This is a genomic window from Oceanobacillus alkalisoli (assembly GCF_021556485.1).
Taxonomy (GTDB): Bacteria; Bacillota; Bacilli; order Bacillales; family Amphibacillaceae; genus Oceanobacillus; species Oceanobacillus alkalisoli.
Genome location: NZ_JAKGBW010000004.1, coordinates 225,686 through 248,134 on the forward strand (window position 1 = coordinate 225,686; position 22,449 = coordinate 248,134).

Below are 22,449 nucleotides of genomic sequence, written 5' to 3' on the forward strand. Positions count from 1 at the left end.
AACTGTTCTCACGCTGTATTAGTTATATACGTAAAAACCGCGACCGGATTTCTTACCGAGCCAGCCTGCTTTCACATATTTTCTTAGTAATGGGCACGGACGATATTTACTGTCTGCGAAACCATCATAGAGCACTTCCATAATGTAGAGGCATGTATCAAGTCCGATGAAGTCTGCGAGTTCGAGCGGTCCCATCGGGTGATTCATACCGAGCTTCATCACCGTATCAATGTCTTCTGGTGAAGCGACACCTTCATAAACCGCATAAATCGCTTCGTTGATCATCGGCATTAAAATCCGGTTCGCTGCAAAGCCTGGGAAATCCGCAACTTCAACAGCCGTTTTCCCGAGTTTATCTGCCATCTGAGCAATTTTTTCATACGTTTCATCATTCGTTTGAATTCCGCGAATGACTTCGACGAGCTTCATCACCGGGACCGGGTTCATAAAATGCATGCCGATAACTTGCTCCGGGCGCTTCGTTACAGCTGCAATTTCCGTAATCGGTAATGATGATGTGTTCGTCGCTAGAATCGTATGAGCCAGGGCAATTTCATCCAGTTCACGGAAAAGCTTTGTTTTCACGTCCATATTTTCAACAATAGCTTCGATGACTAAATCACACGTTCGCGCATCTTCTAGTTTCTCTGCCCGCTTCAGATTGTTCAGCGTTGATGTCTTCTCTTCATCCGTGATTCTCGTCTTTTGGACGGCGCGAATGAGCAGTTTTTCGATTCGTTGCATCCCTTTATCAAGGGCTGTTTCATTTGCATCGTGTAACAGAACTTCAAAACCAGCTTGAGCTGCGACTTGAGCGATACCTGCCCCCATCTGCCCTGCACCAATTACCATTACGCGTTTAATTGCCATCATCGTTCCCCCTTTATTTCACTTCGATAAGAATCGCATCTCCTTGACCGCCGCCACTACAAATCGCGGCGATTCCAAGACCGCCACCTCTTCTTTTCAGTTCATGGATAAGCGTTAAAATAATTCTTCCGCCACTTGCTCCAATCGGGTGGCCTAGTGCAACTGCCCCGCCGTTAACATTTACCTTCTCCATATCAATCCCAGCAATTTCCCCGCTTGCAAGCGACACAACAGCAAATGCCTCGTTGATTTCATAAAGATCGATATCTTCTTTTGTATAACCCGTTTTCTTTAAAAGTTCATTAATGACAAGACCTGGCGTTTGCGGGAAATTCGCTGCTTCAACCGCAACTTCCGCATGACCGAGAATTGTCGCGAGCGGTGTTTTCCCAAGTTCTTCTGCTTTATCGTCACCCATCACGACAAATGCACAGGCTCCGTCGTTTACTCCCGGTGCGTTACCTGCTGTGATTGTTCCGTCTTTATCAAAAGCTGGGCGCAGTTGAGCAAGTTTTTCGATGCTCGTATTCTTCCGCGGTGCTTCATCTGTAGATATTAGGACGGGGTCCCCTTTTCGCTGCGGAATTTCAACTGGGACAATTTCATCTTTGAATTTCCCATCTTCAATTGCTTCGACTGCCCGCTTATGACTACGGTAAGCCCATTCATCCTGAGCTTCGCGGCTGATATTGAATTGATCTGCTGTACTGTTTCCATAATTCCCCATATGGACACCATCAAAAGCGCAGGTGAGTCCATCATGGATCATTAAATCAACAACAGGTTTGTCGCCCATCCGGTGTCCCCAGCGAGCATCTTTTAAAATATATGGAGCATTACTCATGCTTTCCATCCCACCTGCTACGATTGTGTCCTCATCACCTAGACGAATAAGCTGATCGGCAAGCGTAACCGCACGGAGTCCGGAGGCACAGACTTTATTGATTGTTTCTGTTTTCACGTTCCACGTGAGTCCAGCTTTTCTTGCTGCTTGGCGAGAAGGGATTTGACCTTGACCACCTTGAAGTACGGTTCCCATAATTACTTCATCGATTTGGTCACCTTCCAGGTTTGCTTGTTTCACTGCTTCGGCGATTACTTTTCCGCCGAGGTCAGATGCTTGGAGAGGTTGTAATCCACCCCCGAATCTTCCAAATGGGGTTCTTGCTCCCGACACAATTACTGATTTTCTCATCATAATCCTCCTAAGTGATTGTATTTTTCCTAAAGTAACTCTGCTTTACCTACCGTCCGAGTTCGTTCCGGGCGGATGCTTTCCGCGGGCACGGCCACAGCCTCCTCGGAAGAAGAGCACTTCCTGCTAAGGTCAGGACTCGTGCTTTTCCCGCAGGAGTCACCGCCCTGCACTCACTCGGACTAGTTAGATACGTCGATGTTTAATAGATGTTCATTAAGTTAATCTTATTTTAACATTATTTGATTGAACGAACGCTCGCTCATTAATTTAGTTAAAAACAAGAGGAAAAGATACCGATCCTCTAATGTAGAGAAAATCCGAACATACCTCTTCCCTAGCTCCGGGAATATACGGAGACTCCCGCAAGAGGCATAGGTGAGACCCTACAGGGCGACAGCCCGAGGAGGCTCACCAGCCGCCAAAGGATGCGCGAAGTATATTCCCAGAGCGGCGGCTGACGCTCAATATATGATTTTGTTCGGATTTTCAGCCTAACTCAAAGCGGTATCCAACCTCAATCTAATCTTACGCTCTTTTCGCTTCTTCTTCAGAAAAAACGGAGATTGCTAGAATTTCTGCTACGTCAAGCGTGCTGATGTCTTCGTCGACTTCCTTTGCTTTTGTTCCGTCGCTGATCATCGTCAAGCAATATGGACAGCCTGTCGAGATCATCGATGGGCTCACTTGTAATGCTTGTTCTGTCCGGGCAACATTGATGCGGTTTCCAGTTGTTTCCTCTGTCCACATCAAGCCACCTCCAGCCCCGCAGCACATACCATTTTCCCGATTACGAACCATTTCTACTAATTCAAGACCCGGAATTGATTTCAAGATTTCCCTTGGCGGATCATATACACCATTGTATCTACCGAGGTAACAGGAGTCATGATACGTCAGGCGTTCATTAATCTGCCCGGTTGGCTGCAGTTTTTCTTCCATGATTAAATCATAGAGTAATTGTGTATGATGGTAGATTTCCGCTTCAAAACCAAAGTCCGGATACTCGTTTTTAAAAATATTATAGGCGTGCGGGTCAATCGTAACGATTTTCTTCACATCGTATTTGGTGAATTGCTTAATATTCTTTTCCGCAATCTCTTGGAAAAGAAATTCATTTCCAATCCGGCGGGCTGTGTCTCCAGAGTTTGCTTCGGTATTTCCTAAAATGGCAAAGCTGACGCCAGCGCGGTTCATCAGTTTCGCAAAGGCGAGCGCGATTTTTTGGCTACGGCTGTCATAAGCTCCCATCGAACTCACCCAGAACAAGTATTCAAACTCTTTATCTTCTTTCTTTAATTCTTTTACTGTCGGAATATAAACCGACTCATCTTCATCGCGCCATTTCACGCGATCTTTTTTTGATAGTCCCCAAGGGTTTCCTTGGCGCTCGATGTTTTGCACGGCACGTTGGATATCGGAATCCATCTGCCCTTCCGTCATCACTAAATAACGGCGCAGATCGATAATCGTTCCAACGTGTTCATTATTTACCGGGCAAGCATCTTCACAGTTCCGGCAAGTCGTACATGCAGAAAGTTCTTCTGCTGTAATAACGTCCCCTGCTAGACTCATATTTTGAATGGTAGCTGCAGCCTCTCCCTCGCCACTAGCGATATTTCCAGCAGAATTCGAGAATGCATAGCTTGGTACCCAAGGGGAATTTCCAGTTACTGCAGCCCCTTTTTCCGTGAGATGGTCACGGAGCTTAATCATAATATCCATCGGGGAAAGCATCTTTCCGGTACCTGCTGCTGGACAGACGTCCGTACAACGGCCACATTCCACGCAGGCGTAAAAGTCGATCATCTGGTGTTGGCTGAAGTCCTCAACTTTCCCAACACCGAAGGAAATTTCTTCTTCCTCGTCCTCCGCGTCCATTTCAAAGTCAATTTTTTCTAATTTTCCAGGTACCTTTTTACTTAAAAATACGTTGATTGGTGCTGCAATCAAGTGGAAGTGCTTGGATTGCGGGACGTACACTAAAAAGGAAAGCAAAGTGATTGTATGCACCCACCAAGCGATGAAAAATAGGACCATAGCTGCTTCTGGCGACAGGAAGCTGAAGGCTGATGCGATGAGACTCGCAACAGGCTCTGTCCAGGTCACTGCCCGTTCCTGCCAGAGCATGAGCATACCATTTCCAGCAAGGACAGAAAGCATAAGCGTCCCGATGAAAATAAGCACGAGTCCCGCTTTAAAACCGCGCTTCAGCCGGACAAGCTTTTCCATATAGCGGCGGTAAAATGCCCAAACAACCGCTACAAGAATCATCAAGGTGACGAGTTCCTGGAAAAAGACGAACCCTGGATAAAGGGCTCCAAGCGGCAAATGGTTGCCCGGCGCCAGTCCTTTGATGAACATGTCGATAGCGCCGAACTGGACAAGGATGAAGCCATAGAACATCATGACGTGAATAATTCCTGACTTCTTATCCTTCAGCAGCTTTGATTGCCCGAACACAATTTTTCCTACGCGCCCCAAGCGTAATTTGATTTCGCCATCAAACTCTGACTTTCTCCCAAGTTTGATATAGGACATTCTCGTTGCGATGACTCTAGCAAATAAATAGATTGCATAGATGGTTACAACTAAGAATGCGATCCAGTTAATGATTTGAAATGTATCCATTTAAATGCCCCCTTCTTTCATTCGTTTGGAATGATAGCGATTACATGATGTTTTAAAAAAAATTCTCGTCTTGATTAGCTGCAGATATATATCATTATAGTACATACTACTTTATAGGTGAATGACCATTCAGTCAATAGTCTGTATGAAATTATTTTAGTTTATTTTGAAAGATAGGGAGTGAACTGTTTATTGCTTTCATTCAGCGTAAGTGTTTTGCGCATTCACTAGTTTAGAGCACTAATCGCCGTTTAGTTGCCCGGGGGGACGGATACTTTCCACGGGCACGGCCTCAGCCTCCTCGGAAGAAAACCGCTTCCTGCTCAGGTCTGGACACGTGCTTTTCCCGTAGGAGTCACCGTTCCCCCGGGCAACTGAACTGGTTAGATGATTCTTTAAATAGAAATTGCTCCGTCATGATAGGGAGTATACCATTTCCAGAACATTAAACAGTGATCCAAATATGGTCTTTCCTGGTAGCAGTCCAGACACCTCGAGACTCCTGCGGGAGGATAGGCCTGGCGAGACCCCTTAGTGCTCAGCGCGAGGAGGCTTGACGACCGCTCAGCAGGTGCGAGAGGTGTCTGGACTGCGGACCTCCAGTAGAAAGTTTCGGACACTTACGCTGAATGAAAGTAACCAACATCTTAATTACAAATCTATAAATGTTAATTTAACATATTTACTAACTTGTTTTATCACAAGAACAGAAAAAGAGCCAAATCCATTCCCTACACAATAGAAATTGATTTGACTCCATAGCGCCCTTTGAGCTTTACATCTTCTCCGGTGCTGTTACGCCAATCAGGTTAAGTGCGTTGGCGATGGTGATGCGGATTGCTTTCATTAAAGCGATTCTTGCAGTAGTCCGTTCTGGCGCGTCGGAATCCAGCACTTTTTCCGCGTTATAGAAACTATGGAGCTGGGCTGCGAGCTCGAACACATAATTCGTTACGCGTTGCGGTGCATGCTTCTCCGCTGCGTCAGCGATCGTTTGCGGGAAGGAACCAAGTTTCATAAGGAGCTCCTGCTCTTTCTCCGATGTAAGCTGTGCAAAGTCAAACTCCCCATCCGTATTAAACCCTCTCGTTTCCGCCTGAGAAAGCATCGTACAGATCCGGGCATGGGCATATTGCACGTAATAGACCGGGTTTTCGTTCGATTGCGAACGAGCCAGATCCATATCGAAATCAAGCTGGGAATCGTTTGAGCGGGCAACGAAGAAATAACGGGTCGCATCAATTCCAACCTCTTCCATCAGTTCACGCAAGCTCACTGCTTTTCCGGTACGTTTACTCATCCGGACCTTTTCCCCGCCTTCAAAGAGATTCACCATTTGAATGATCTTCACTTCCAGCTTGTCTGCCGGGTAACCAAGTGCCTGAATCGCGGCGTCCATACGGGCGACATAGCCGTGGTGGTCGGAACCCCAGACGTTGATGAGCTTATCAAAGCCACGATCCAATTTATTTTTATGATAGGCGATGTCTGGTGTCAAATACGTGTAGTTTCCGTCCTGTTTAATAATGACACGGTCCTTATCATCACCGAATTCAGTCGTCTTGAACCAAGTTGCCCCGTCTTCTTCGTAAACATATCCACCGTCTTTTAACTTCTCTATGGCATTTGGAATTTGCTCATCTTCATATAACGTGCGCTCCGAGAACCAATTATCGAATACAACATGGAAGTCTTTCAAGTCACGTTCAATATTGCGCAGTGAAGCTTTTAATCCATATTCCTTCATGTATTCAAAGCGTTCTTCATGCGTTTTATCCAGCCACTTATTACCGTCTTCAGCGACAATTGCTTTTGCCATATCGATGATGGCTTGACCATGATAGCCGTCTTCCGGCATCTTGACATCTTCACCGAGCTCCTGCAAATAGCGTGCCTCAACCGAGAACCCTAGCTTATCGATTTGGCCGCCGGCATCGTTAATATAATATTCCCGTTCGACATGATAGCCAGCCGCTGCAAGCAAACTGCTGAGCACGTCTCCATAAGCTGCACCGCGGGCATGTCCGAGGTGAAGGTCCCCAGTCGGGTTCACCGAAACAAATTCAACCTGAACACGCTCGCCTTTTCCAGCATCACTTTTCCCGTAATTCTCCTGCTGGTTCAAGATTGTCGGGATGATTTGCTCGAGAAGATCATTTTTCATAAAAAAGTTAATAAACCCAGGTCCGGCGATTTCAATTTTTTCAATCGATGCCTCTGTCTCGTTAATCTGTTTTACAATTTCGTCTGCAATCTGCCGTGGTGCTTTCTTGGCAATCCGGGCTAGCTGCATCGCAATATTCGTCGCAAAATCACCATGGGATTTATCTTTTGGTTTCTCTAAAATAACTTCCGGAAGTTCTTCTGCGCTTGCTAACCTTGAGGCGAGCACGGCTTCCGAAATTGCCTGTTTCAGCTTCTGTTCTGTCTGTTCCAATACGTTCATTCAGGATCCTCCTCTATCATCATTAACTCTAATGTATGCTTTCGTTCGTCTTGTCCATTTAGCTTAACCGTATAATCCAGGTTCAGCCGTGCTGGTATGCCGTGCCCCAATGGCTGATACATCATCAGTTGCGTAAATGTTTCCATATGAAGGTTTCCGTGTGGGTGTTTGTAGACATTTTCCGTTATTTGACCGAGGCGGAATTGCTGATGCATCGAGATTCCACCGCTTCGTTTAATCGTCACTTTCCCTTTCTGGATGGTGACGAGGGTTGAGATTTCCACATCATCTATTTTTTCTTCAAACCTTAGCACATCCAGCTTACCTTTCCGAAAAAATACGCCGGTTGATTTTATATGATTTACTTCCTTATCCGAAGCATCCTGAATCTTCATCTTTAGTTGAATCGCAACTCGCTTTTCTGGCTCGTTCATCCTATCGCCTTTCCTTTTTGAATAATGTCCTTATTATATCGGTAAGTTGGCTAAGGTTTCAATAAAAAGCTGTGTTTTTCTTTTACCGACGCTCTGCTGGCTACTTTTTGGACATTTTCCAAGCTATGTTGGATAAACAACAGAAGGGCAAAACTATTGGTGTTCAGTGGCGTCAATCCGGTTTATCCTTGATTCATAAGGGTTTCAGAAGGATGCACAACGATTGTGCAAGAGTAAACCTGCAAGTTGTATTTGATATTCCTGGAATATAACCTGCATTGAGACGGATTAATTTCTATTCATCATAACCACCTTACCAGTTCAGTTGCCCAGTGGACGGTGACTCCTGCGGGAACAGCACGAGCCTGGAAACCCCTTAGTGCTTAGCCCGAGGAGGCTTTAGCAGTGCTTAAGGATGCGCATCCGTCCACCGGGCAGGGCAACTGAACGGTGATTAGAGAGCGAACCATGAGAAAGTGCAGATCACTTACGCTGAATGAAAGGGATAGGTTTTGGGGTGTTTTTTCTAATGACACTAGGAATCAGCTAATTGTTGTAGATTGTGAAAGTTGAGTTGAAAAGTTTAAAAAAGCTGCGTTCTTCCCATACTGTGAGAAAAGCCAAGTTTAGGGAGATGGGCGTGGTGAAGAGGCGGAGGAAATTTCGGTTGCTGTGGCGGCTGGTGCGTGTTGGTTTTTATATGGTCGCTGGATTGATTCTTTGCGCAGTTGCTTTCTTAGCGTTCGTTTATCTCATAGGTCCACCCCCGATGGAAGGGGAAGAGAATACGGAGATTTTCAGCAAGAATGAGACGGTAATTGGGGTAGAGAGCGGGATGGAGAACCGGAATTGGGTCGAACTGGATGACATGTCGGAAAAAGTGACGGCAGCGACAGTTTTGATTGAGGACCATCATTTTTATGATCATCATGGTTTTGATTTCATACGGATTGGCGGAGCGATTATTAACAATATCCGGTCCGGATCACTACGGGAGGGCGCGAGTACGATCACCCAGCAGCTTGCACGGAATTTATATTTGACCCATGAAAAAACATGGATCCGTAAATTGAAGGAAGCTTATTATACGGTTCGACTTGAGATGTATTATACGAAGGATGAAATTTTAGAAGGTTATTTGAACACGATTTATTACGGGCATGGGGCTTATGGGATTGAGGCTGCGAGTGAGTATTTCTTCGGGAAAACGCAAACTAACCTCTCTTACGCGGAGGCCGCGATGCTTGTCGGGATTCCTAAAGGACCGACGTATTATTCACCTTTTAATAACGAAGAGAACGCTGAAGCACGGAAGGAACTGATTTTAAAACGTTTATGGCAGGAAAAGATAATCGATGACGCGACATATCATACAGCAATACGAGAAAATCTCGAGTACCGGACAGATAGAGATGGGGTACATGAAGAATTTGCCGGGCATTTTCAGGATATGGCGGTGAAAGAGGCAGCTAAGATTCTAGGAGTGACGGAGCAATTGATTCGCGCAGGTGGTTATGAGCTCTATACGACGATGGATGAAACCGTTCAGGAACAGGTAGAAACGGCCATGAAGGAAATTATTCCAGAAACGACGGAACTTGAGTCGGCGGTCTTCTCGGTGGATATCCATTCTGGAGGAGTCCTCGCTCTTGCTGGTGGAAGAAGCTATCAGACGAGTGAATTCAACCGGGTGCAGCATGCTTTTCGGATGCCGGGCTCTAGTTTTAAGCCATTTTTATATTACGCTGCACTGGAGAACGGCTTTACATCGCTGACAAAATTAATGAGCGAACCGACTACATTCCGGCTCGGGAATGGGAAGGTGTATGAGCCAGGAAATTTCAATCATTATTATGCATACGGACCGATTACACTCGCTGAAGCAATCGCGCTTTCTGATAATGTGTATGCTGTCCGCACGAATTTGCAGCTCGGGGTGGAACGATTCGCACAGACAGCTAAAGTTTTCGGATTTGAAAAAGAACTGCCAGCCGTCCCCTCCCTCGCCCTTGGAACCGCGTCTGTTACATTAGAGGAGCTCGTCACGGCTTACGGGATGCTTGGAAATGGCGGCAAGGAGCTTGAGACATATACGATTGAGAAAATTACAGATAAAAATGGACGAGTGCTTTATGAACGAGAAAATGAAAGCCTGCAGCAAGTGTTAAATGAACGGACAAGCTTTATTTTGACCCAGCTCCTTGCCGGTATTTTTGAACCGAAGCTGAATGGGTATATGCCTGTTACCGGAAGTACAATTTCTGACCAGCTAACAAGGATTTACGCGGGGAAGTCAGGGACGACAAAAGCGGATAACTGGATGATTGGCTATAGTCCCAGCATCGCGACTGGAGTTTGGACGGGGTATGATGACCACCGGGACATTACAGCGGTTCAGGAAACGACGTATGCGAAGGAAATTTGGGCACGTGTAATGGAAAAAGCGCATGAAGGTGAAGCACAGGAAAATTTCCCGATGCCAAATGGAGTCGTTGGCGTCCCGATTGATCTTGAGACAGGTTTACGAGCGACTCCCTATTGTGGGGAGAATCTGATGATGTATTTTGAAAAAGGGACGGAGCCAGTTGATTATTGTGAGCCAACCATTGCTCCAGAACCGGAAGATGAAAATCCTGATGACGGGTTGTTTAAAAAGTGGTTTGATCTGTTATTTGAGTAGCTGTTACGCGGGTAAGGTTGACGAATACCGAGAATACCTGTACCATTGTATGCGATGTAAATAGACCTTCGTTAGGTAAGGCTCCTGTGTTGGAGATACGCTACTGCCCAAAAATGTCCAAAGACGCCAATGGGTCAACAAGTTCCATCGACATAAGGTGGTTTTTAATGTAGCTGGATATCATTCCTATGCCACACAGTGCTAAAGCTCTACGATTGGAGGAAATTTGATAAGCTTTTTTAACTGTGTTCGTAATCGGAACTCTTCTTAATAATGCTTTTTTCAATACACCTTCTAGCCGTAGAAGGTGTATTTTTAATTTTACTTAGAAAGGATGTGGGATAGATTGGATCTTCTTCCCGAACCCAATTCGGAATCATATTGTTGCAGCATGATGGAAAAGATTAAACAATTCAGGAGTCTATTCTCACATAAAGATTTTAATACAGCAGATTGACTCCTGCCAAGGAGGAAATGATGATGGTTAAACTAACAAAAAAAACACGGGAACAATATACGAAGTTAATTTTAGATGAGTTAAATGCTGGCGAAAAGGAAATGTTTCGCAATACCTTCTTGGATTTACATCCATCCGATCAGCTTGATATTTTCGTAACATTGGATAGTGACGCCAGGAGACGATGTTATTCCTATCTTACACCAAAGGAATTTGCGGAGATTTTTGGCGGGTTAGACATATCCGACCAAAAACTCTTCTTTTTAGAGTTGGATGAAAACTATTCGATTCGGATGTTTAATCAAATGTTTACAGATGATGTTGTGAACTTTTTGACAGAAATTAACATCGAGCGAGCGGAAGATATTTTACTGCAAATGGATGAAGAAAAAGCCGAGAAAATAAAAAGTTTGCTGTCCTATGCTCCGGAAACCGCTGGAGCGATTATGACAAAAGAACTGATCAGCATTTCCTCTACGGATACGACTGCCGATGTATTGGATATGCTCCGAAAAGAGGCACCAAGCGCCGAAAGCATTTATTATCTTTATGTAGTCGATGGGGACGGGATACTTGTAGGGGTCGTCTCTTTAAGAGACCTGATCATCGCTTCACCAAACGAGATTGTCAAAGATATGATGACGACAAGAACAGTGTCCGTTCCTGAGGATATGGATCAGGAAGATGTTGGGAGACTGATTAAGAAGTATGACTTCCTTGCTGTTCCTGTTGTTTCCAAAGATAATCATCTGCTCGGTATTGTGACATTTGATGATGTTATGGATATCCTGGAAGAAGAAGTTACCGAAGACTTTGGAGAAATTTCAGCCACTAAAGGAGCAACAGATCTGACGCTAAGTCCATTTACAGCTGCTAAAAAACGTGCACCTTGGATTATCGTGCTCATGTTCTTTGGATTAGTTACCGGGGGTGTGATCGGACAATTCGAGGAAACACTGGAAGCCGTCGTCGTGCTTGCTGCTTTTATTCCGATGATTATGGGATCTGCCGGGAATATCGGAACCCAGTCACTAGCTGTTGCCGTGCGCGGGTTAGCACTTGAAACGATCGAGGATGGCGGTTTTTGGAAAATGATCAGGCGGGAATTCAGTACCGGATTTATGATTGGAATTATTTGCATGGTGCTTATCAGCATTATGATTACTATTTTATATGGCAATTGGATGCTAGCGTTAATTGTTGGTGTTTCCATTCTTTGTACATTTGGTATTTCGGCTGTCATTGGCTCAACCATTCCGTTACTCATTAATAAGCTGAAACTTGACCCAGCAATCGCATCCGGTCCTTTCATTACAACGGTCAATGACATTGTCGGTCTTCTTATTTATTTTTCAATCGCAACCTCTATGATGGCGTATTTATAAAAAACCAACTTTCGCACCTAAAATAGGAAAGCAAATCAACCTTATTTAACATTCTAATTGTCGTTCAGTTGCCGGAGGACGGATGCGCATCCTTAGGCACTGCTAGAGCCTCCTCGGGCTGGCGCCCTGCGAAAAGCGAGAGGTGTCTGGACTGCGGGCTCTCGAAAGAATGTTGCGCTAACGCTGAATGAAAGTAAAGTTAATGAAATTCATTCAAGTGTAAACAAAGATAGGATTTTAGATAAAAAATAACCAACAAGCAGTGAATGTCCAGTTCAGCTACTGTTGGTTACTTTTTTGTCCTAGTAATACATAAACGTCCGTGCATACTCATTTTACAAAGTTCCACGTTAAAGTACAACTTTTTATCTTCATTTTCAATATTCGTCACAATTTGTTCACTTTTAGAGATCGAAAGCAGTTTTCAATTCATCCGACGAGTTGTTCCACATTTCTTCGTTGAAATCGATTAAGTAATCGCGCAGTAATTGCTTGGAGTGGGCATCCATATGATCAACGACAATTTTTCCTTTTAAGGATTGTTCCATATGTTTGACATGCTCCCCCATCGATTTATAGGCGCGTTTAATCTCCCTGTCCACACGGATTTCGCTTGCGGCAACTCCTCCATAATAGGTCCCCTGTTCGTTACGGTCAAGGTTCACCCACACGATCCAGTACAGCTTCCCGTTCGGCACTTCTTCTTTATTTCGAATCCATTTCACCCGGCGCTCGACATCACTGCGGGCATGCATCGCGTTCATGTCAACATATGCTTTATTTTCATTCGGGTCGACAATAACGGACGACATGTTTTCGAGGCTGATCACCCCTGCTCCATATCCACCGTGTCCATCGGTTGAGTCATCTTTAATGATCGTAAAACGATTTTTCTTTTTCTTCTGTTCATCGTCCATTTGAATAACTCCCTTCCTGATATTTTTGATTTGGCACGTGGGGTCAGAGCATCTGCCCCACTTCCGGGTGGGACAAGTGCTCTGACCCCACAATCCAGTCACGTGCTGCGTATTTGTTTGATGAATTGGTAGGCTTCGGTTATTTCTGCTTCGGTGAAGTTTTGTTTTGGTTTCATTTTATGCAGTTTTTCGATTTGCTCGCATTTTTCCAGGTGTTCAAAGTAAAGGATGGTCGAGACAAGTTCGAGAAATCTGGAGCTACGTGATTGCAGCAGTTCCGTTTTATCTGTCATGTCCGGCATATCAAGGGTAAATTGTTCAAGAAAACCCTCGCCCGCTCGTGTGACATTGTAATGATACTGGAAATAATTTGCTTTATCTTCCCGTGTCTCCTCTATAAATCCAAGATTACAAAGCTCTTCCACCCGTAAGGTCAGCTCTTCAGAGTATGGTCCATAGAAATGGAATTGATATTTCTCTTCGAATGGGACCGCAGATTTTTGTAAAATATAAATCATTTTTTGCAATTTTTTCCGCCCCGTAATCCCACCTGTCACGCGAAAAAAGTGAATCAGTTTTGCATGATTAATCAACATTACTAGTCTCTCCCTGCCCATAAAGAATTTCCATAATTGCTTCTTTAACCCGCCTATCTGCCAGGCCCTTCAGCAAGTCTCCGGGGAAATATAATTTATGATCGGTCCGTTTTTTCCCTGATATGGATTCAACAATATCGGAATGCCGGGATAATTCCTTCAAATCCCCATTTGGCATCTGCAAGTGGATCGGCAATCGTTCTTCCTCTTCCCCCGGCCGGTAAAAATCATACGGTAAATCAGAGGAGGAATCGACGACTAAATAATATTCCGGATCAATACCAGCCTGCTTGAATAGTGTGATGAGTTCCAGGTAGTCATTCATTTGTAAATTCGGGTTGAATTCCACATATTTAAACAGCCTGCGATTCATGAATCGCTCGCAGAGATCGCTTAATATAGCATCCTCTTCCTCCTGCCAGAGATGGAAATAATATTGGACGATGGTTTCATCAAGCTTCACATAATCTGCCAGCGTTACATTTTCCTCGAAAAAGGAAATAAAATGAGTCGGTTCCAGCTTGAAGTCATAATCCGGATCTTGGTATAGTGCTTTTGCCCGCTGGAAGATTTTTGATAAAATCACCTCAGCACTGCGGGTTACCGGATGAAAGTATACTTGCCAGTACATCTGGTAGCGGCTCATGATATAATCTTCCACCGCATGCATCCCCGTCGATTTGATTACAACTTGGTCCTCAATCGGCCGCATAACACGGAGAATCCGTTCCATATCAAAATGACCGTAGCTCACTCCAGTATAATAAGCATCCCGCTGCAGATAATCCATTCGATCCGCATCAATCTGACTGGATATCAAGCTGACAACAAGTTGGTCTTCATATGTTTTCCCAATAACATCGGCAACACGACCGGGAAAGTCAGGGGCCACCCGCCGCAAAACTTCATTTACCTTTGTTTTCCCCACAATGATTGCTTGTGTAAAATCCTCGTGATCCAGTCTGAAAACCTTCTCAAAGGAATGGGAAAACGGACCGTGACCTAAGTCATGAAGCAATGCTGCAGAAAGGCAAAGCAGGCGCTCCTCATTATTCCAATGCTCGCGGTCTTTGAAATTATTCAGGATCCGCCGGACGATTTCATAGACCCCGAGAGAATGGTTAAAACGACTATGTTCCGCTCCGTGAAACGTCAGATTGGTCGTACCAAGCTGCTTGATGCGACGCAACCGCTGGAATTCGGGAGTAGCGATTAAATCCCAGATGACGCGATCCTGAACATGAACATATCGGTGGACCGGATCTTTAAAAACCTTCTCCTCTGATAACTTTTCATCTTTATATGCCAAATTTTCCACCCGTTTCTTTTCGGTCATTGTTCAATCTATTATATAATAGATTCGTACAGGAAAAAAGGATAAGGAGATAACGATGAAAAATTGGGATAAAATTATAAGTTATAATACATTTCGCTATATCGATCATACCAGACTTAAGGAGTTTCATGGGGAACCGAATACCGCGATTACTTCTTTTGCGATTGATGACGCGATTGCAACGTCGGTAAGTGAGAAAGAGTCTCCCCCTGCAATTCGACTGTGGGCACACCCTAAAACAATTGTACTAGGGATCCCGGACGGCAGGCTCCCTTTTATTGATGAAGGTGTTACTTATTTACAAAACTTAGGGTATCACGTGATGATCCGGAATTCCGGCGGGCTTGCAGTGGCGCTTGATGAGCACGTGCTGAATTTATCCCTTGTCATTCCCGATGTAAAGCATGTTTCCATTCATGATGCGTATGATGCGATGTTTCAGTTTGTCCAGCATATGTTCCGCGATTTGACGGCAAATATCGAAGCTTTTGAGATTGTTGGTTCATATTGTCCAGGGGATTATGATTTAAGTATTGCTGGCAGAAAATTCGCCGGCATTTCCCAGCGCCGGATTAAGGATGCTGCCGCCATTCAGATTTATTTGGATGTAAGTGGCAATAGTAAAGAGCGGGCACGTCATATTCAGGAGTTTTACAAGTTGAGTAAGAAGCATGAAAAAACGACATTCGTCTATCCTGAGGTGAAGCCAGAAGTGATGGGATCCCTTTCCGAGCTCTTGGGTTATCCGCTGACGGTCGAGGATGTGAAGCAGCGGACCTATGATGCTTTAAAAGAATTGAGCGGAGAAATCATTACGACCGCGTTTTCCGAAATGGAAAAAGAAACGTTTGTAAAAAGGTATGAGCAAATGTTAAAACGGAATGAACGGATTAATTAAAGCGGTATTGGAAGTGGACGAGTAGTTTATAAACTACCGGGTGAACTTGGGCTACGGCCGGTTGGGCGATAAGAGGACTGATAAACGACCGAGGGAGCGGAAGTAAGAGAAATTCCGGGAAATAAGAAAATACCCTAACTCCGATTCAACATCCTTCACCCTTCACTCATAAAATTAAAGAAGTAAAAAGCAGTGAACCACCACCTGGTCCACTGCTTTTTTTATAAACTATAACATCATATAACATCAACCAAAGTGACCGATCTATTCAAACGAATAAATAAATTGGAGTAAAGACATGTCTAGATTCAAGCGGGACAACGCCTCTGACCCCCTGTACCAGTTTATTCGTTCAGTGCTTGGGCGGCGGTGATGATTGCTAGTTTGTAGACGTCTTCTGTGCTGCAGCCGCGGGACAGGTCGTTCACTGGTTGGTTTAATCCTTGCAGGATCGGTCCTACCGCTTCGAAGTTACCGAGACGTTCTGCGATTTTGTAGCCGATGTTTCCAGCTTCAAGACTTGGGAACACGAAAACATTTGCGTCCCCTTTGATTTCGGAATCCGGGGCTTTTTTCGCTGCAACACTTGGTACAAAGGCTGCATCGAATTGGAACTCACCATCAATTACGAGCTCTGGGTTATTTTCTTTCGCTATCGTAAGTGCATCAGCTACACGCTCTGTTTCTTCTGATTTTGCCGATCCTTTTGTGGAGAAACTTAGCATTGCTACACGTGGATCAATTCCGAAGAGATCTGCTGTAGCTGCACTTTCTGCGGCGATTTCTGCAAGATCGTTTGCGTCAGGTGCAATATTGATCGCACAGTCGGCAAATACATATTTTTCCTCATTTCGGACCATAATGAATACACCGGAAGTTTTCTTCACTCCAGGTTTCGTTTTAATGACTTGTAATGCAGGGCGCACCGTGTCTGATGTGGAATGAACCGCTCCACTTACAAGGCCGTCTGCTTCTCCCTGATACACAAGCATCGTGCCGAAATAGTTCTCGGTCTGTAAAATTTCTCTTGCACTTTCCGGAGTAGCTTTACCTTTACGGCGTTCGACAAAAGCATCCACCATCGCGTCGAATCCTGAATAATTCGTTGGGTCAACAATCTTACACCCGCTAAGATTAAGAGATAAAGATGCTGCCTTGTCTTGAATCGCAGTTTCTTCCCCGATCAGTATCGGTGTGATAACACCATCACCTGCAAGCTTCGATGCTGCTTCAAGAACACGCTCATCCAAGCTTTCCGGGAATACAATTTTTTTATTTGCAGCTGTTACTTTTGGTTTTAACTGTTCGAATATATCGCTCATTTTATTGCCTCCATTAAAAATGACTTTAACTTCATTTTACGCGATTCAACTAGATATTAAAAGAAATAACCATTGGGGGTGCGAGATTTTTGACAAAGTAATGACAGAGACGTTCCCAGGTGAATCAACATTCGCAAGTATGCTATAGTAAGACCAGAATTCATTAATTTAAGGGAGAGATCATAATGGCTGAAGCAGTAGTAACCATGGATGGTTGGTGCAAGTTACATGATACACGTACATTTGATTGGCCGACATGGAAATTAACATCAGAAGAAGAACGAAACGCAGCAATTCAAGAATTTCAAGAATTAATGAAGAAATGGGATGCTGTTGAAGCAGATAAAGCAGGCAGTCAATCCGTTTATAAAGTGATTGGAAACAAAGCAGATTTACTCTTTATTTTCCTGCGTCCGACAATGGATGAATTGGAAGAAATTAAACGTGATATCAATAGATCAAGATTAGGGGATTTCCTTATCCCGAGTCATTCGTATGTATCCATCGTTGAAATGACGATGCATAATCCGATGGAGGAAGGGAAAGACCGGGAGCTATCCCCTCAAGTAGAAGCAAGACTGAAGCCAATTTTACCGAAATGGGAATATGCTTGTTTCTATCCGATGAATCGCCGCCGCGAACAGCATGCGAACTGGTTTGAAATTTCAAAAGCAGAGCGTACTCGTTTGCTTTATGAGCATGGAATGACAGGTCGGAAGTATGCTGGAAAAGTGAAGGAGATTATTAGCGGCTCCATTGGACTTGATGAGTGGGAATGGTGTGTGACGTTGTTTGCACATGACCCGTTACAGTTCAAAAAAATTGTTTATGAAATGCGTTTTGATGAAGTAACAACGAAATACGGCGAATTTGGTGATTTTATCATCGGTGCTTACTTGCCGAATGAAGATTTCGCAGCATATTTTAGTTTATAAGATGTTTCAAAAAGTCCGGGACTTAAAAAAGTTCCGGGCTTTTTTGTCATCATTTTGCCCAACTTACATACATATAATTAGTGAATATTCATCCCGATCGTTACAGAAATGAGGTAAGTGTTGTCCGACTGTTTATTAATCTTGTTTTATAAGATGAGGAGGTTTTTCAAAAATGAGTGAAGAAAAAGAAACAAATCAGAATCAGGAGCAACAAAGCTTTTATTCGTATTCAAATCAGGCGTATTATCCGCAGCAGCAACAGCAGATGTATGGATATTATCCAATGTATCCTGCTGTTCGGCAAATGGCACCCCCCCAGCAGCAAGCAGGAAACCAAGGTATGCTCCCGCTCGAGCAATCGTATATTGAAAATATTTTGCGTTTAAACCGCGGGAAGATGGCAACCGTTCACATGACGTTTGAAGGGAATAACAGCCGCACCTTTACAGGGATCATCGAAGCTGCCGGGAGAGACCATATTATCTTAAGCGAAGAAGGAACCGGCCGTCGCGTGCTTCTCCTCATGGTCTACTTGGATTATGTCACTTTTAACGAAGAAATCAACTACGACTATCCCTTCGCCGCAACCGACCAACAATTAGCCAACTACTCACCACGGTAAAAAATTATTTTCCAGATAACAAAAGGATGGCAAGTTGATTTGCCATCCTCATTTTCAATTAAAGGGGTGAAACCAGTGAAACAGACTTATGAAAAGGTCATACAGCTTGAGCTCCTGACGTTAGGCCTGTCCGTTGTGCTTGGTTTCATCGCCCTTTTCCAGAGTTCCATCTTCCTCGTCATTTTTTCCTTTTATCTGCTCGGCATCAGCTTAATCTGTGACGCATACAGCCATCAGTACACATCATCCCGCATGCTCCAAGGCAAGAAGCAGCTCATTCGTGCAGCTGTCATCCTCCTGCTCGCTAGCGCTCTTTTCCTTTTATAAATGTGTGTTCAAAAAGGAGGAAAAAAAGGACCGAGGTCGGCTAAATAAGCATCGTCCTGTTGCAACGCCGACACTAGCACATCCTGTGCGTCGAAATTCGAGGCGGCGAAGCTCCCGGCGCCGGAATGTACGTTCGCAGGTACATGAGGAGCGGAAAAGCGAGCCAACGAGCTTCCACAGGAAGTGGTGAGTTCTACGTTGTCCACAGGACGTGGACGGTCTTAGTAGAACCCCCCATTCACGAAGTGTCATTTTTACCGGACTTTTTTGAACATCCTCTATAAATGTTTTACTACGGCCGTGCCAAGCAAGACCCAACCAACAAGGAAAGAAACCCCACCGAATGGCGTAATCATTGCCAGCGTCCGAACACCTGTCGTTGAGTACAAATACAAACTGCCGGAAAACAGAACGATTCCGAGGACAAACATCCAGCCTGCCCACGTAATACTTGCCGCCTGAACTTTCAACATTAAGATTCCCGTTGCAAGAATCGCTGACGTGTGAAACATTTGATAATTAACCGCTTTTTCCCATGTTCCTAATTGTTTTTCCGTCAGTCTGCCTTCAAGACCGTGCGCACCAAAAGCTCCTAAAGCAACGGCTAGAAACCCGTTAATGACACCGATTAGTAATAATGCTTTCATTTTTCACTTATCCCCTTTAAAAGTCAAAAATTGAATCGCCATTTGCTTCCCCGTAATCTGGTTTCGCAGGCGCATTCTGATCTCCTATTACCGAGCTCTTCTTATTCCCAAGCATCGCCTTAATTTCTTGTTCGGAAAACGTGTTTTGTGATTGTGATGCCCGGACTTCTCTGACAGGCTCACCTGCTTCTTCAAGAAATAATTCAGCGAGCAATTTAATATTATTTATATTTGTAAGAAAATCTTGGCCGCTCTCTTCTCTTTCCATTGCAGCGTTAAGTTCCTTCATCATTTTTGTTAGGACTGTTTGATTCTGCATGCTCATCTTGTCACTCCTTTAAGTGTTCTGCAGTTCCTTTCATTATAGCATGAGTTGAGACACACAAAAAAGCCTCAGCATGCCGCTAAGACTCCTGCTCGGATTTTCGAGGGTTACCCGCTTCCCCTAATTGCTGTTCCTCTACATACCGATTGTAAAGCCATGATAAAAATTCCAGTTCTTTTTGCTCTAAAGCCCTTCCCAAGCTTGTCTCCGTGTTTAAGCAAAACTGATTATATTCTTCCAAAGCTTTACTGCCCCCTCTGAAAGGTCGAGTGTTTGGGTCAATTATAAAGTACATTCTTTTCTTTTTCAAGAACTTCACAGAAAAAAAGGAACCGGCTGATTATTCAACCAGTTCTCTTTAATTTATTCTTGGTTCTCCAATTTTAATTCCAGTTCTGTAATTCGTGCATTTAGCGTTGCGATGTCTTCTTTTGTAGCAAGACCAAGCTCTTCCGCTGCCTTACGCTTCTGTTCATCTTGTTTTACAGACCATTCTTCGGTTTTCTGTTCACCCTTTTCAATGAAATCATTCATCATCTGTTTCGCCTGTTCTTGGGAAATTTCATTTTTTGAAACGAGTTCATCGAGCTTGCTTTGTAATTTCTCTTTGCTGGCAATTGCAGCTCCAAGACCGAGTAAGAAACCTTTTTTTAAGTAATCTGCCATCACTTACACCCCCTTTTTATTTTGCTTGCGTATCATACTGCGATGGAATAGTAATAAGATATTCAATAAAATAAGAAAAACAGCGGCAATCATCCAGCCGGTGTAACGGATAGCAACTTCACCAATCGTATAGCTGTAAATACTGATGAATGTTCCTGCTACTACCATAATAAAGGAAAAAACCTCTAATAGTAAATAGTATTGATGTTTCATTTTTATATGAAGTTTCTCTTTATCCCAAACCCTGTCCCGTTCCCCGCTTTCAAGGAAATTGAGAAGCGCTCGCGGATAGGACAGCAATGGATCGGTCGCATTTTTCACATATTGCTTTGTAACGGATTCGACGATACTCTTCATGCCGAACCAATCCTTAATTTCATCTTTCCCCCATTTTACGATATCAATCTCCGGATTAATCGCATATAAAATTCCTACTACAATCGAGATTGCCCGGAGCAGGTAAGCATAATCGGCGGGCAGCTGGATTGGCTGTTCTTTCACAACTTCACTTACCTCATCGAACACTTGATTAATCGTCTGGGTATTTAAGTTTTTTAATGAACCAGCGGAATACATTTCCACTGCATCAATAATCACTTCTTTAATCTTCTTTTTATTTGCATGCGGCAGGAGAAAATTCATTTTATCCAATGCATCGATAACAATATCGTAATTATCGATAATAAACCCTTGGATAAGCAATTTAAAATTATCCGTATCCTGCTTTTTAATCTCGCCTATCATTCCGAAGTCGATAATGGCAACCGTTCCGTCTTTACGCAGGAGAATATTTCCAGCATGTGGATCCGCATGGAATTTTCCAGGATTAAGAAATTGATCGATATAGAAGTCGAAGAGATTTTTAGAAATCTGTTCCCTGTTCAAACGATTGTTTACGAAGAATTCGGTGTTCGTAATCTTTTCCCCTTGAATCCATTCCATCACCAGAATACGCCTCGTGCTTAATTCTTCATAAAAATGCGGAATATGAATATGTTCCATGTCACCGTAACGCTCCGTAAAGTATTGACCGAATTCAAGTTCTTGGCCATAATCAAGTTCTCGTTCCATAACGGTGACAAGTTCATGGTACAGTGCTTTTAAATCTGCTTTCTTTCCAAAGTTTGTAAACACTTTAAGAATCCAGAACACCATGCGGAGTGCGACGAAATCCTTATGGAAAACTTCTTCTATCCGGTAGCGTCTAACTTTAATCGCAACTTCCTGGCCACCCTTTAAAATACCGTAATACACTTCACCGATCGATGCGGAAGCGACGGATTGCTTCTTGATATATTTCACATGTTCCTCCATGTTTTTTCCCCAGTCTTCCAGGAGAATCTTTTCCGCATTTTCAAAGGGCATTGGCGGCACATGATCGACAAGTCCGGTTAACTCCTGGATGAAAACATCAGGAAGGAAGTCGGTTCGCGTACTTAAAAATTGCCCTACTTTAATAAGCACACCGCCGAGACGTTCTGCCGTCTCACGATATTTCCTCGCAAGCTTATATAATAAATTGTTCCACTTCTTCTTCGTCTGTTCATCCCATACAGAGTGCAGAAGCAGAAACACATATATTCTCGTTATAAAGGAAATCGTGAGGGTGATAATTACTACATAGCGATACAAAAAATTATACTTGAGCAGCTTCCGCAAACCAATCACCTCTGTTCCTATATTCCCTACTTTCACCTTATCTTAACCATCTGATTTACACAAACGCAAAGTTAAGAATTCATTGAAATTAATTAGGCTAT

The 22,449-nt window shown here is 43.8% G+C and carries 20 protein-coding genes and 1 riboswitch; of the genes, 6 read left to right on the top strand and 14 right to left on the bottom strand.

Annotation, left to right across the window (positions count from 1 at the left end; all coding sequences use genetic code 11):
• Window positions 1-18: 18 nt before the first annotated feature.
• From LZD48_RS06315 to LZD48_RS06335, 5 genes are all read right to left on the bottom strand, one after another.
• Complete coding sequence (locus tag LZD48_RS06315; RefSeq protein WP_235761894.1) at window positions 19-870, bottom strand: 3-hydroxybutyryl-CoA dehydrogenase; 852 nt, start codon at window positions 868-870, stop codon at window positions 19-21.
• 13 nt (window positions 871-883) lie between these two features.
• On the bottom strand, window positions 884-2,065 hold the full coding sequence (locus tag LZD48_RS06320; protein WP_235761895.1) for an acetyl-CoA C-acetyltransferase: 1,182 nt from the start codon (window positions 2,063-2,065) through the stop codon (window positions 884-886).
• Between the two features lie 528 nt (window positions 2,066-2,593).
• Window positions 2,594-4,696 carry a (Fe-S)-binding protein gene (locus LZD48_RS06325; RefSeq protein WP_235761896.1) on the bottom strand — a complete coding sequence of 701 codons (2,103 nt, stop codon included), beginning with the start codon at window positions 4,694-4,696 and terminating at the stop codon, window positions 2,594-2,596.
• A 775-nt stretch (window positions 4,697-5,471) separates the two neighbouring features.
• Entirely contained in the window at window positions 5,472-7,142 is a 1,671-nt protein-coding gene (gene argS / locus LZD48_RS06330) for an arginine--tRNA ligase (protein ID WP_235761897.1), read from the bottom strand.
• The gene (locus LZD48_RS06335) at window positions 7,139-7,576 is read right to left on the bottom strand and encodes a YwiB family protein (protein ID WP_235761898.1); all 438 of its coding nucleotides are present in this window, start codon (window positions 7,574-7,576) and stop codon (window positions 7,139-7,141) included. The genes argS and LZD48_RS06335 overlap by 4 nt, the downstream gene beginning before the upstream one ends.
• 667 nt (window positions 7,577-8,243) lie before the next feature.
• Here LZD48_RS06335 and LZD48_RS06340 point away from each other — a divergent pair.
• On the top strand, window positions 8,244-10,256 hold the full coding sequence (locus tag LZD48_RS06340) for a transglycosylase domain-containing protein (protein ID WP_235761899.1): 2,013 nt from the start codon (window positions 8,244-8,246) through the stop codon (window positions 10,254-10,256).
• A 60-nt stretch (window positions 10,257-10,316) separates the two neighbouring features.
• Window positions 10,317-10,483: riboswitch (M-box (ykoK) riboswitch) on the top strand.
• A gap of 253 nt (window positions 10,484-10,736) precedes the next feature.
• On the top strand, window positions 10,737-12,098 hold the full coding sequence (gene mgtE, locus LZD48_RS06345) for a magnesium transporter (protein WP_235761900.1): 1,362 nt from the start codon (window positions 10,737-10,739) through the stop codon (window positions 12,096-12,098).
• Between the two features lie 404 nt (window positions 12,099-12,502).
• Here mgtE and LZD48_RS06350 read toward each other — a convergent pair whose 3' ends face one another.
• The 3 genes from LZD48_RS06350 to LZD48_RS06360 all read right to left on the bottom strand — a co-directional run bounded on the left by LZD48_RS06350 (window position 12,503) and on the right by LZD48_RS06360 (window position 14,920).
• Window positions 12,503-13,015 (bottom strand): YwhD family protein, encoded by a 513-nt coding sequence (locus LZD48_RS06350; RefSeq protein WP_235761901.1) that lies wholly within the window; start codon window positions 13,013-13,015, stop codon window positions 12,503-12,505.
• A gap of 98 nt (window positions 13,016-13,113) precedes the next feature.
• A complete protein-coding gene (locus tag LZD48_RS06355) occupies window positions 13,114-13,611 on the bottom strand; it encodes a YwgA family protein (protein WP_235761902.1) in 498 nt (165 codons plus the stop codon).
• Window positions 13,601-14,920: an HD domain-containing protein gene (locus tag LZD48_RS06360; protein ID WP_235761903.1), complete on the bottom strand. Its 1,320-nt coding sequence runs from the start codon at window positions 14,918-14,920 to the stop codon at window positions 13,601-13,603. Before LZD48_RS06360 ends, LZD48_RS06355 begins: the two co-directional genes overlap by 11 nt.
• 82 nt (window positions 14,921-15,002) lie before the next feature.
• On the opposite strand from LZD48_RS06360, the gene LZD48_RS06365 reads away from it, so the two are divergent.
• The gene (locus tag LZD48_RS06365; protein WP_235761904.1) at window positions 15,003-15,845 is read left to right on the top strand and encodes a lipoate--protein ligase family protein; all 843 of its coding nucleotides are present in this window, start codon (window positions 15,003-15,005) and stop codon (window positions 15,843-15,845) included.
• Window positions 15,846-16,189: 344 nt separating this feature from the next.
• Here the strand turns inward: LZD48_RS06365 and pta are convergent, their stop codons facing one another.
• Window positions 16,190-17,167, bottom strand: a complete 978-nt coding sequence (gene pta, locus LZD48_RS06370) for a phosphate acetyltransferase (RefSeq protein ID WP_235761905.1) — start codon at window positions 17,165-17,167, stop codon at window positions 16,190-16,192.
• Between the two features lie 185 nt (window positions 17,168-17,352).
• Between pta and hemQ the strand changes: the two genes are divergently transcribed.
• The 3 genes from hemQ to LZD48_RS06385 all read left to right on the top strand — a co-directional run bounded on the left by hemQ (window position 17,353) and on the right by LZD48_RS06385 (window position 19,051).
• Complete coding sequence (gene hemQ / locus LZD48_RS06375) at window positions 17,353-18,102, top strand: hydrogen peroxide-dependent heme synthase (RefSeq protein ID WP_235761906.1); 750 nt, start codon at window positions 17,353-17,355, stop codon at window positions 18,100-18,102.
• 172 nt (window positions 18,103-18,274) lie between these two features.
• Window positions 18,275-18,724, top strand: coding sequence for a spore coat protein GerQ (gerQ, locus tag LZD48_RS06380; protein ID WP_235761907.1), 450 nt, complete (start codon window positions 18,275-18,277; stop codon window positions 18,722-18,724).
• A 75-nt stretch (window positions 18,725-18,799) separates the two neighbouring features.
• Window positions 18,800-19,051 (top strand): hypothetical protein, encoded by a 252-nt coding sequence (locus tag LZD48_RS06385; protein ID WP_235761908.1) that lies wholly within the window; start codon window positions 18,800-18,802, stop codon window positions 19,049-19,051.
• Window positions 19,052-19,329: 278 nt separating this feature from the next.
• Here the strand turns inward: LZD48_RS06385 and LZD48_RS06390 are convergent, their stop codons facing one another.
• The 5 genes from LZD48_RS06390 to LZD48_RS06410 form a co-directional block, all read right to left on the bottom strand.
• Window positions 19,330-19,698, bottom strand: coding sequence for a DUF423 domain-containing protein (locus tag LZD48_RS06390; RefSeq protein WP_235761909.1), 369 nt, complete (start codon window positions 19,696-19,698; stop codon window positions 19,330-19,332).
• 16 nt (window positions 19,699-19,714) lie between these two features.
• Window positions 19,715-20,023, bottom strand: a complete 309-nt coding sequence (locus tag LZD48_RS06395) for a DUF5327 family protein (protein WP_235761910.1) — start codon at window positions 20,021-20,023, stop codon at window positions 19,715-19,717.
• A 79-nt stretch (window positions 20,024-20,102) separates the two neighbouring features.
• Window positions 20,103-20,264, bottom strand: coding sequence for a hypothetical protein (locus tag LZD48_RS06400; protein ID WP_235761911.1), 162 nt, complete (start codon window positions 20,262-20,264; stop codon window positions 20,103-20,105).
• Between the two features lie 122 nt (window positions 20,265-20,386).
• On the bottom strand, window positions 20,387-20,689 hold the full coding sequence (locus LZD48_RS06405) for a phasin family protein (protein ID WP_235761912.1): 303 nt from the start codon (window positions 20,687-20,689) through the stop codon (window positions 20,387-20,389).
• Between the two features lie 3 nt (window positions 20,690-20,692).
• A complete protein-coding gene (locus LZD48_RS06410) occupies window positions 20,693-22,384 on the bottom strand; it encodes an ABC1 kinase family protein (RefSeq protein WP_235761913.1) in 1,692 nt (563 codons plus the stop codon).
• Between the last annotated feature and the right edge of the window lie 65 nt (window positions 22,385-22,449).

Excerpts from the sequence above, each read along its gene's own strand:
- LZD48_RS06365 (WP_235761904.1), top strand. The coding sequence starts at position 15,003 with ATGAAAAATTGGGATAAAATTATAAGTTATAATACATTTCGCTATATC.
- LZD48_RS06405 (WP_235761912.1), bottom strand. The coding sequence starts at position 20,689 with ATGGCAGATTACTTAAAAAAAGGTTTCTTACTCGGTCTTGGAGCTGCA.
- hemQ (WP_235761906.1), top strand. The coding sequence starts at position 17,353 with ATGGCTGAAGCAGTAGTAACCATGGATGGTTGGTGCAAGTTACATGAT.
- LZD48_RS06350 (WP_235761901.1), bottom strand. The coding sequence starts at position 13,015 with ATGGACGATGAACAGAAGAAAAAGAAAAATCGTTTTACGATCATTAAA.
- gerQ (WP_235761907.1), top strand. The coding sequence starts at position 18,275 with ATGAGTGAAGAAAAAGAAACAAATCAGAATCAGGAGCAACAAAGCTTT.
- LZD48_RS06395 (WP_235761910.1), bottom strand. The coding sequence starts at position 20,023 with ATGAGCATGCAGAATCAAACAGTCCTAACAAAAATGATGAAGGAACTT.
- LZD48_RS06325 (WP_235761896.1), bottom strand. The coding sequence starts at position 4,696 with ATGGATACATTTCAAATCATTAACTGGATCGCATTCTTAGTTGTAACC.
- LZD48_RS06315 (WP_235761894.1), bottom strand. The coding sequence starts at position 870 with ATGGCAATTAAACGCGTAATGGTAATTGGTGCAGGGCAGATGGGGGCA.
- mgtE (WP_235761900.1), top strand. The coding sequence starts at position 10,737 with ATGGTTAAACTAACAAAAAAAACACGGGAACAATATACGAAGTTAATT.
- LZD48_RS06335 (WP_235761898.1), bottom strand. The coding sequence starts at position 7,576 with ATGAACGAGCCAGAAAAGCGAGTTGCGATTCAACTAAAGATGAAGATT.
- LZD48_RS06390 (WP_235761909.1), bottom strand. The coding sequence starts at position 19,698 with ATGAAAGCATTATTACTAATCGGTGTCATTAACGGGTTTCTAGCCGTT.
- pta (WP_235761905.1), bottom strand. The coding sequence starts at position 17,167 with ATGAGCGATATATTCGAACAGTTAAAACCAAAAGTAACAGCTGCAAAT.
- argS (WP_235761897.1), bottom strand. The coding sequence starts at position 7,142 with ATGAACGTATTGGAACAGACAGAACAGAAGCTGAAACAGGCAATTTCG.
- LZD48_RS06320 (WP_235761895.1), bottom strand. The coding sequence starts at position 2,065 with ATGAGAAAATCAGTAATTGTGTCGGGAGCAAGAACCCCATTTGGAAGA.
- LZD48_RS06355 (WP_235761902.1), bottom strand. The coding sequence starts at position 13,611 with ATGTTGATTAATCATGCAAAACTGATTCACTTTTTTCGCGTGACAGGT.